Origin of the sequence: Thalassotalea psychrophila, assembly GCF_031583595.1 — a bacterium.
Classification (GTDB): Bacteria; Pseudomonadota; Gammaproteobacteria; order Enterobacterales; family Alteromonadaceae; genus Thalassotalea_A; species Thalassotalea_A psychrophila.
Map to the genome: position 1 here is coordinate 4,002,524 of NZ_CP134145.1, position 11,332 is coordinate 4,013,855.

General features: G+C 39.7%; 4 protein-coding genes. 2 read left to right on the plus strand and 2 right to left on the minus strand.

Annotated elements, in window-relative coordinates; genetic code table 11:
• Positions 1-2 precede the first annotated feature (2 nt).
• Positions 3-3,449 (minus strand): hypothetical protein, encoded by a 3,447-nt coding sequence (locus RGQ13_RS16660; RefSeq protein ID WP_348390863.1) that lies wholly within the window; start codon positions 3,447-3,449, stop codon positions 3-5.
• Between the two features lie 83 nt (positions 3,450-3,532).
• A complete protein-coding gene (locus RGQ13_RS16665) occupies positions 3,533-4,954 on the minus strand; it encodes a family 16 glycosylhydrolase (protein ID WP_348390864.1) in 1,422 nt (473 codons plus the stop codon).
• 424 nt (positions 4,955-5,378) lie between these two features.
• Here RGQ13_RS16665 and RGQ13_RS16670 point away from each other — a divergent pair, with 424 nt between their 5' ends.
• Entirely contained in the window at positions 5,379-8,111 is a 2,733-nt protein-coding gene (locus RGQ13_RS16670) for a glycoside hydrolase family 16 protein (protein WP_348390865.1), read from the plus strand.
• Between the two features lie 136 nt (positions 8,112-8,247).
• Entirely contained in the window at positions 8,248-11,223 is a 2,976-nt protein-coding gene (locus tag RGQ13_RS16675; RefSeq protein ID WP_348390866.1) for a TonB-dependent receptor, read from the plus strand.
• The last annotated feature ends 109 nt before the right edge of the window (positions 11,224-11,332 follow it).

Below are 11,332 nucleotides of genomic sequence, written 5' to 3' on the forward strand. Positions count from 1 at the left end.
AGTTAATCAAGTAACTGTTTACTATTCATCACTAGTGTTAATTGTTGTATACAGCCATTTTTGGCAAACAACTCAGAACTTAAGTTTTCTGGCAACATCAACTCTTTAATAACTTGCTGGGTACCATCTTGAAAAGTAATAGTTAACGACTCTTCGCAGCTATCATCAAGTTGATAAACAATTGGTACCTGACACCAAGTAAACGCTAAGCTTTGTTTAGCTAAAGCAATTTCTTGCCAGTTGCTGTTTATATCTAAATAACGGAACTGCTCTGCATTGGAAATGAACTCACATTGACGTAGTAAATTAGGCAAAAATTGCACCGAGCCACCATTTACTCTAATTCCAAACTCACCGAAGCGAGCCAAAATTTCTTCTTTAACTTGCCCTGTCATACCAGGTTGTTGAGCACCAGCATGCTTAGGTGTGTGTGAGTATGGATCCGTTGGAAAGGCACCATATTCTTGTGGTGTTTTATTAAAGCCAATACCCTCACGTACTTTGTAATATAAACTTGCTAATTTATGACAAACCTGTGCATCTTCACCTCGCTCAACGGCATTGAAAAAGTTTTCTTCAACCGCTAATAAAAGCTTAGAAACCATGTGCCAGTAGATGCAGCCTAAACCTTCAAAGCCAAACATTCCGCCAGAGCGACCGGTGAATTCTTGATGATTAAATACTGTTTCATACAATTCCTGCATGGCGCATTGACTGCTAATGAGTGCATCACCGTATTGGCTGGATAATTGTTCTATTTGTGTGTTTAAATCACTTACATTGTTAAAGTCAGCATTAAAACGATATACCCCATCTTCATCTTTTTCGATAATACGAGTATCTTTTAGCGCCAGCATTTCTCCTAAAATAGGCAGCGCAGAAACCTGCTCTTCAGAAACAGTATTTTTTTCTAAAAAGCTTGGTAAATCACGATCGGGATAGAGCATGAAAGTCTGTTGATCTTGTCTATAGACAGAACTCTCAAACAGGGTTTCCACAACATTAATGACTTGCTCAGAGTTAAGAGTACCAGCACTAAGAGCCGCAACCTGACCTTCGAGCATAGGGTATAAGGTATCAATACTTACTGACTCTTGCCCTAACGCAAGTAGGTTGTAAGCATTATATAAGCCGTCTTCGCGTTTATTTGCCGTAATAGTGTGATCTATTGCCATTAATGCATCTGCAAGCATAGTGCTAATGGCCGAGATTGGTTGTTCAACTTGTCCAGAAAAAGACTCTTGTTTATAAACCTGTTGACGGTATTGGCTGGCAGCATTTCCAAGCTCTTCTAAACTTTCGTAACGCTGTTGGGCAGTGAGTGATTTTTCGCCCAACAATGGCTGCATTTTATCAAGTGCCCCCGCAGTATCAGCGAACCACTGACTCACTTCTGTCGAAATAGCCACGGTCCCTGTTTCATCTGCGAGCAGTTTTTGTAAGAAGCAAATGTAGCGACGTAAGTAAGACAAAGTCACCATAGATAAGCCTTGACCAACTAATGCGTTGTTAGCGTCATTCCATTCAGGTCTTTGGGTATTTAGCCAAATGCCACCATCAACAACAAAGTTGCCTAATTTACTCAGTAATGTAACCAGTAACTTCTCTAATAAGCTAACCAGGTAAACATTGCCACTTTCATCAAGTAGTAACTTTCCATCAGCACCGATGCTCTCAACTCTTTGTTCAATTTTATTTGCTAAATCGTCATCATAGGTGACGGTATCTTTTGCATTTTCGACTAAGTCGGCAAATGGCTTAATTCGATAAGGAACATTGGCATAACTAAAAATTGGTTTTCTTAAAAGCTCAGCCAAACGTTGTGGATGAAATTGATTGGAAAGCTCAAGCATTTTCTGCAAATAAATGATCTGATGATCGCCCCAATAACCAATATAACTCCATGGATCACTAGCATCTTCCACTTCCCAGTCTATGCCTTCTTTGGTAATGCGATATGGGTTATAGCCATCAATTGTTGATGCATTAACAAATTTTGCTATTACATTTTCAATAAACTCAGGATAACTAAAGGTTAATGCTTCCCAGTTTTGGAAAATATCTCGCCAGTTGCCCTGATAGGTAAGCAGTTTGTTGTTATCTTCATCAACAAGTTTAATTGCAAACTGATTCCAAGGACGGCTTGGGTCGCCATGGCGGCGTCCAAATGAAATAGGTAGGTATTCATAACAAAGACGTTCGAACTGTGGATCATCTAGCTGTTTGATAGTAGCTAACAAAGCTGAAAATTCTTGTTTTTCTGGTAAGGCTAATAATAGCGACTCATGTCGTGAATACACATCGCGATTGAATAAGCTAACAGTTGCTGAAAAGTCCTTAGTGGTAATTGCATACTGATCATCAAAGGCACCGCCGCGCAATAGGTTAAACTGCACATTAGCATAGTGATGTATAGAGACATGTTCTTCACCAGTTAGCTGAAATGCATCACCAGAGGCCATTATTCTTGCAAGGTCATCACTGCCTGCATCAATCGACTGTTCTATATTCTGTGCGATTTCATCTTGGCGGTAAAGTTGCTTCCGTAGTGCTACAGTTTGAGTTTGGCTTTGTTCAACATTTGCAACCATTTGCCACTTCTGCTCACTACCCGCTGCAATTTCTAACTGAGTATTAACCAAATAGGCGCCGCGAATACCACGTTTGTGCGGTTCTGCAGCCAATATTTTACCAGACCGAAATGCATCAATTTGCTCTGTTGATAACAACACCTTCGCATTAGTTAGCCCTAAACAGAAAACGGTATTAGCTTTTAATGACTCACAAGGTTCAGCTCTGTCAGTAATACCTGAAAACAGAGTAAAAAATGCCAGACCAGTTTTTGGGTCTACTTCTGTCCACTTGTAGGCATCGACTAAATTACTTGAGTTAGTTTGAGTAAAACGTGGCGTACCTGCTGGCAAAATATTTTGTAAACCATCAATTAAGTCAACGGTTACATCTTTAACACCATCATTTAATAATTCACATTGACGAACAAAACCAAATTGGTCGCTCACCTGCCAGGTATAACGAAACGTTAAATGCAAGTCATGATTAATCTCTTCAAAGCAAAGCTTATTACCCAATACATTTTTATAAAGGTTACGCGTAAGGTCAAAGCGTTCATCATGTTCTTTATTAAACGGTTCCCAATTAGCTTTCGAACCTTTCTTTATTACTTTTAGTATGGTTTTACTGCCGGTATGAAGGTTACTTTCGTGTATTTTATCTACCGTAGTATAAGGAAAAAGTGCAGTATCGGGTGATACCCTTCCTGCAGTAAGACCACCTGTAGATGAAATAAATAACCAATGGTCACTATTGGATATAAGGCTGATAAAAAACGGATCCATTTGATCCATATTTTCAATGGCATAAAACCTTTCGTTTGCTAGGGTGACAAATTCACCGCGAATCGCTTTATAATTTGTGTCGTTCATAATCATGTTCTTTCCCGCCTGAATATTTAGGCATGTTAATATTGATAAATGTAAATTCAGAACTGTTGCTGCAACACTTGCTGCTTGTTCTATATTTTCTCAATGTTATTTTTATTTTGTTTTTTAAACACTCGAACGTAGTCAATTTCCATTTGTAATGGAAAAACACTATCGTCAATTGGTCCACCAGCTCGTCCCCACATGCCACCAATGGCTAGGTTCAAGATAAGGTGATAAGGGTGATCATAAGGCCAGGATTTCCAGTCTGTCTCTTCATTAGAGTAGAAAAAATATGGTGTTTCATCGAAGAAAATGGTGATGGTTTTTGGAGTCCACTCAAGTGCATAGGTATGAAATTCAGTGTCAATATTTTGGCCTTCAACACTTGATTTTCTTTGTTCCCAATTTAACCAATAATACGCTTTATTATGTACCGTACCGTGAACATTTTGCATGTCGTAGCCAACATGTTCCATGATATCGATTTCACCAGAGTTAGGCCATGCATCACAATTGGGATTGCCTTGCCAATCTTCATTTTTAGCGCATTTTGTTGCATATTTGTATGGGTCGCTTGGTAACATCCAAATTGCAGACCACGAGCCTCGACCTGCTGGTATTTTGGCTCGTACTTCGGCGCGACCATAGAGAAAATCACCTTTGCCTTGAGAGTGTAATCTAGCAGATGTATATTCGGCGTTGTTATAGCTTTCTTTATGCGCCTCGATGATGAGCTTGCCATCTTTTACTCGTACATTTTTCGCACGAGCGGTATACGCTTGATCTTCGTCATTAACTTTTCTTGCCGGCCAAACATCAAAATTCCATTTGCTTTGATCCGGCGTGCCATCAACGTCAAACTCATCCTGCCAAACCAATTGCCAATCTCTAGATTTAATATGCTTTTTTTGAACTACAATGGCATTTAACACTGGTTCGCCTTTAATAGCGTCAAAGTGGATATCCAACATTCCATTTGTAACCTGTACTCCAGTTACCGTTCGAACTAAAGCTGAGTGGTGTTTACCATCGCGGGCAAGCCTAATATCAAGGGTATCGATAACTTTTTTACTTTGCGCAAATACATTAAAAACTCGACTACCTACTGCAATATCAGCTGGCTCAGCAAATTTAAACAAAATGTCATACACACCATTTTCAAGCGCCTTGCTCAGTTGTATATCGCCTTCACGATAGCTATGGTAAATATGGCTATCTTGAGCACCTTTTATTTGTTCAATTACGCCTGTTTCAGCCTTCAAGGGCAAATCATCTCTCTGATAGCTGATACCATCATTGCCAAGGTATGCTTTACCGCCAAAGTTAACTGCCCAAGCAACAGAATTATCCGAACCTTTCATACTGGCTTTATCCATAATACTCGCAGCTTCTTGTTTTGCCGACTTATTAGCAGCAACTTGCTCTTCGCTTTTAGAACAGCTCGTAGTAACGCCCAAATTAAGCAGAACAAAAAATATTAAACGTAGCGTTGTTTTTGTTGTATTTAACATATCAATACTGGCCCCAGAATCTTAGCGTTTGCCTATTACAAGCATTCTTATATAAATCCGACAATAATCTATGCAATATGTAACGCAATACAAACAAGTTAAAACGGACTTGGCTTGCGACCAGAAGTACTAGCCCTAATTTGAATTCGCTTAGAAAGCCAATAATAAGCGACATTTCATAGGCTTAATCATCGCTATAAACAGAGTAAATTTAACCATTTAGTCCGCTTCAACTTTTCACTAATCCGCTTTACCGTATTTCAATACAATTTAAATTTTTACTGTGCTAACACTAGGCTAAGACATTAATAAATTGTTAATGGCCGTATTTAGAATATTTAACATTTAAGATGGTTAAAACATAATAATTACCATTTAAATCGTTATTTAAATATGTGGATTTCAACATCTCTGGGGAGAGAACATGACTACAATAGGCAGCGCTAAACGTAAGTCACGCGCAATTGCATCTTTAATTGGTATATCAGTAACATTAGGCCTTGCAGGCTGTGATGAAACAAATACCGATACAGATTTTAAATCGATTGATACCAGTGCACCAGTAAGTGATTGGCAAATGGTATGGAGTGATGACTTTGACGGTGATTCGATAGATTCAAGTAAGTGGTTTCATGAAGTAAATTGTACTGGCGGCGGCAACCAAGAAAAGCAATGTTACACCGACAGTGCTGAAAACTCGTTTGTCGCTGATGGTATGTTAAATATTATTGCTAAACCAGCTGAAGAAGATTCACCGCAGCCTTATACCTCAGCAAGATTAAGCACCAAAGGCTTAGGCGACTTTAAATACGGTCGTTTTGAAATGCGCGCTAAACTACCATTTGGACAAGGCTCTCACCCAGCATTTTGGATGCTACCTACTGATGACGTTTATGGCGGTTGGCCAAATTCAGGTGAAATTGACATTTTAGAAGCAGTTAATTTAAAAACTATTGATGATGAAGGCGTTACTGAGTCAAAGGTAATTGGTACTTTGCACTATGGTAAAGATGCTCCTAATAACTCTAAATCGGGTAAAGAATATTTAATGCCAGATGGTGCTAACCCTGCCGATGACTTCCATACCTATGCGATAGAATGGCAAGAAGGTGAAATGCGTTGGTATGTTGATGGTTATTTATATCAAACACAAATGGCATCACAAGTTCGTTACAACTCTAAAGATCAAGCGGTTGGTTTAACTCATCGCGGTTGGTTTACTGAATATTTTGATATTATCAGTGGTGACCTAGAAACTCACTGGGATGCATCTCCTTACGATCAAGAATTCCACATGTTACTTAATTTAGCCGTAGGCGGTACTTGGGCCGAAAATGTTAATGACGGTGGTATTGATCCAGCAGCGTTTGTTAATGGTCAAACTTATGCAATTGATTATGTTCGTGTATACGAGTGTTCTGTCGATGTTGAAACAGGCAAAGGTTGTGACACTATTCGCTCTGGTTATAAATCTGAAGAAGATGCATTAGTACTCGGCGCCGCGCCGCTACCTAAGCCACCTTCAACGGGCATACCTGTAAACTTAACGATTTTTTCAGATACTGAAAATCCTAGCTGGCCAATTTGGGGAGACAATGGTGATATTGATCCAACAATCCAAACTGAAGAAGATGAACATGGCGCCGTAGTTGAATTCTCAATTGGCGCAACACCCACTGTAATGGGCTTTAACGTATATGAGTCGGAGTCACCTCTTGGCTTTGACGCCTCACCCATGGTGAGTGCTGGTAACGTTAGCTTTGACATGAAAGTTGTTTCGCCACCATCTGATGCAAGCGCAACTTGGCACTTTAAAATCGAATCTAATGGACAAGGTGGTGAAGAAGCAGAATTTGAATTAAGTGAAGGCAATGAAGGCATAGCTCCTGTAGTTGGCGAATGGCAAACTTATACATTCAGCTTGCAATCGTTATCTGATGCGGGCCTTGATCTGTCAAATATTGACGTATTAATGATTTTCCCTTCTTGGGGTGCTAGTGCCGGTGCAGTGTATCGCGTTGATAACGTGACAATAGCTCAGGAAGGCGGTCCTGGTTTACCTGAATTAGTATTGTTTGAAAATGGTCCACATGCTGAATGGCTACCATCGAATTGTTGTGCTGGTGATGTACCAAGCGAAGAAACTGATGATGATGAACATGGTAATACCATTGAATTTGTTATTGGTGATACAGATACAGTAGTGGGATTTACACCTAGTGATTTAGAAAAGTCGTTTGATGCAACAGCGATAATGTCTGATGGTGTAGTGCAATTTGAGATGAAAATAATTTCTGCGCCAACGGATACAGACGCTGCTTGGTTTATGAGTATTGAAAGTACTGGTGGTATCGAAAACGGTAACATTGGCGAGAAGGTTGAAATCGCTTTAAATTTGAGTCAAGAAGCTGCCGTTCCAGTTGTTGGCGAGTGGCAGACCTACACGTATACACTGTCTGAGCTAGTTGCTATTAACCCTGACTTCCTTGTCGATGACATCACAACAGTATGGATATTCCCTACATGGGGAAAAGGAAATGGCGCAGTGTTCCGCATTGATAACGCAAAAATTTACTCTCCAGGTGGAGCAAGTGAGCCAAATGGAGATGATAACTCTTCAACACCTGGCTTAACCCTATTTGAAGACGCTACTGCATCAGGTTGGGCGAAGTGGGATTGTTGTAGTGATACCACTCCATCAATTGAGCTTGATGATGACGCGCATGGCAATACGGTAGAATTTTCTATGACTGGTAGCACCGCTGAAACTGTTATGGGATTTAATTCTCGTACAAGTGATGGCGGGGCTGGCATTTCTTTTGATGCTTCCACTCTAGTAGGCAACGGCGTCATACAATTTGAGATGAAATTGATAACACCAGCAGATGATGGTGACGTAGCTTGGAAATTGAAACTTGAATCTAATGGTGGCGAGCAAGGTAATCCCGAAAAAGAAAAAGAGTTCGACTTTACCGAAAGCAACGAAGGCGAAGCGCCAGCCCTTGGTGAATGGAAAACATACACCTTTAATTTAGCTGATTTATATGCTGAAGGTTTTGATGTAAGCGCCATTGACGTAGTCATGATATTCCCAGCATGGGGTACCGGTGCGGGTGCAGTTTATAGAATCGACAACCTAAAAATTGCTAATCCATAGCAGCTCAGCTGCCAAGTAAATTAAAAGAATATTAATGTGCAACGTATGACTGACAAACAAAAACGCCAAATACAAAACAGCTCATACGTTAGCAACACATTGAAAATAAATACTTAAAAAAATAAGTAGGAAAATTATGAAACAAGTTAACTTTAGTAAAAAACGACTTGCAGTCGCAATATCTATGTTACTAGGTACAGGTGTAGTAACACCAAGTTATGCTGCAGAAGAAGAAACAACTGCAGCAATTGTTGAAGACGTTCAAGAACAAGAAATCGAAGTTATTGAAGTATCAGGTATTCGCGGTGCTTTAGTACGATCTATGGACTTAAAACGTGATAGTTCTGGTGTGGTAGATATCATTTCAGCAGAAGATATGGGTAAGTTCCCAGATACTAACCTTGCAGAATCTCTACAGCGTATTACCGGTGTATCGGTAAGTCGAACAAACGGTGAAGGTAGCCAAATAACCGTGCGTGGTTTTGGTCCTCAGTTTAACCTTATCACTTTAAATGGTCGTCAAATGCCAGGGACAGGTAACACTCGTTCTTACAGTTTAGAAAACCTATCGTCAGATGGTATAACTGAACTTGCCGTTATTAAAACAGCAAGAGCGGAAAACCCTAGTGGTGGCATAGGTGCAATTGTTAATATATCAACAATAAAGCCATTAAATAGCCCAGGAGAAAAATATACTCTTTCGGCTAAAGCCATGCATGATACATCAAATGAAGAAGGTGATGATGTAACACCTGAATTAAGTGCGGTGTACAGCAATACGTTTAATGATGAAATGTTTGGTTTCGCTTTATCTGTTAACCATCATCAAAGAGATTTTCAGCAACAATCTGCAAACATTCAAGGCTGGCAAGCAAACGTAGCTTTACCCGATTTAAATGCTGAAGATGTAGTTGATGCCAGACCTGTCGATATGGCAGGTAACCCTATCGGGCCTCATTTTTTTCCTCGCGACATGAATTACGGCTTTGCTGATACAGAGCGTGAAAGAACTAACGGCTACGTTACCTTTCAATATGCACCTACAGATGATTTGGTTTTAACATTTGATTATACCGCCACAAAAGCGATTACGGCCACTAACTCACTTGGTTGGGGCATGTGGAACGATTATGGCGGCAACATTAATAGTTATGAGTTGGATGAGAATGGTACCGCCATTTATGCCGATATTAGTGGTAACGATGCTTCTTTTACCTCATCAAGAGGTACAACCGAAGTAGAAGAAGAGTCTTTAGGCTTTAACTTAGAATGGCAAGCCACAGAAACATTACACTTCGAGCTGGATTATCACAACTCAAGCAATAAAATTGATAATGGCGCTGATGATGGTTTAGGTAGTGTGGGCTCGTTAGTACTAGGCTCAGATCAGCTTAATACTAAAATATATGATTACCGCACTGGTGAAATTCCTCATTCTCAAATTTTTTGGAAAAATGGTACAAACACCTTAGATCCTAGTGAAATTGACTCTCACTTTAGCCAATTTGTGCATTCGCCTGGTGAATCAGAAGTAGATCAAATACAAATCCATGGTACATGGGAAAATTATGAGTTTGATATTCCATTAGTCAATGTGAAGTTTGGTATTGCAAGAACTGAGCAAGAAATAGGTGGCTCGAATGCATGGAGTGGCTTGATTGGTGGCTTCGGGTTCAATCCAAATTACACAGCAATGTTGCCTGATGGTATGTTTAATTACCATACTACTGGTGGCTTCTTAGATCAGTTTAGTGGTGGCGGTAGTGATATTGGTTATTACTATACGTTCGACTTTGACGAAGTTGCGGCTCGCTCTGCAGCATTTTTGACTAATGAAGAGCTCGGTGGCAATGATTATTTTGAAGCCACTGCCTACCACGATATGGGCACATATGGACAAGGTGCAGTTGAAGAAGAGACCAATAGTGCTTACGTGCAATCGCAATGGGAATTTGAACTGTATGAAATTCCTGTGCAGGTAAACGTTGGTGTTCGATATGAAGAAACTGAAGTTACCAGTATCGTATTGCAAGATGTACCAACTTCCGTTTGGTGGAAAGGTGGTAGTGAGTGGCATACACAATACCTTGATGGTGATAGCAACTTATACAAAGATACGGGTGAACACGATGTGTTTTTACCTATGCTAGATATTAAAGTAGATATCACCGATGAACTTGTTGGACGTGTTTCCTGGGGTCAAACAATAGCTAGAGCACCTCTTGGTAGCCTTGCTGGGGGTTTAACTTTATCTGGCAGTCCAAAAGTTGGCTCTCGTAACGGTGGTTCAGGTAATACCAATTTACAACCATATGAATCGACAAACTTGGATTTAAGCATTGAATATTATTACGCTGAAGGTAGTTATGCACAAATAGGATACTTTAAAAAAGAAGTTGAAAATTTCATTGGTAACCAAATTAACTCGCAAACAATCGATGGTTTCAATGATATTTATCAAGGGCCTCGCTGGCAACAAGCGGAAGCTGATTTAGTTGCCAATGGTATACAACCAACCAATGACGCTATTTTTCAGCAAATTCAAGACAATGGTTCGGCTTTAAATGAGCAAGGTTATCTTGTACCAAATGCAGATGATCCGTTAATACTTTGGGATATTTCACAACCATTTAATAATTCAGAAGAAAAAGAAGTCGACGGTTTTGAACTTGCCGTTCAACACTTATTTGGTGAAACCGGATTTGGTGTTGGCGCAAATGCTACCTTCGTTGATGGTGATGTAGAATTTGATATTGATAGCCTAGATCAGCAATCGCCTCTTGCAGGTTTAAGTGACTCAGCTAACTTTCAAGTATTTTATGAAAAATATGGCTTGTCGGTAAAATTTACCTATGCATGGCGTGATGAGTATCTTATTGGTGTTGGGCAATCTCAAGGTTCTTCTGATAACCCACCACAATTTGCTAAAGAATTTGGCCAATTGGATATGAGCATTAACTATGACATCAATGAACGCTTTACGGTGTTCTTTGATGGCCTTAACTTAAATGATGAAACTGAGCAATCTTTTGGTCGTTACGAAGAGCAATTCTTAAGTGCTCGTCAATATGGTCCTAGATACACTTTAGGTGCTCGTTATAGCTTTAAATAACAGTACTTTAAAAAGCTAAGCAGTTTTAGTTTGTACCATTAAATAGGCCTATATTGCTTTTTGCGATATAGGCCTATGATGCATATAGGGTTTATCTCCCAGTATCCTT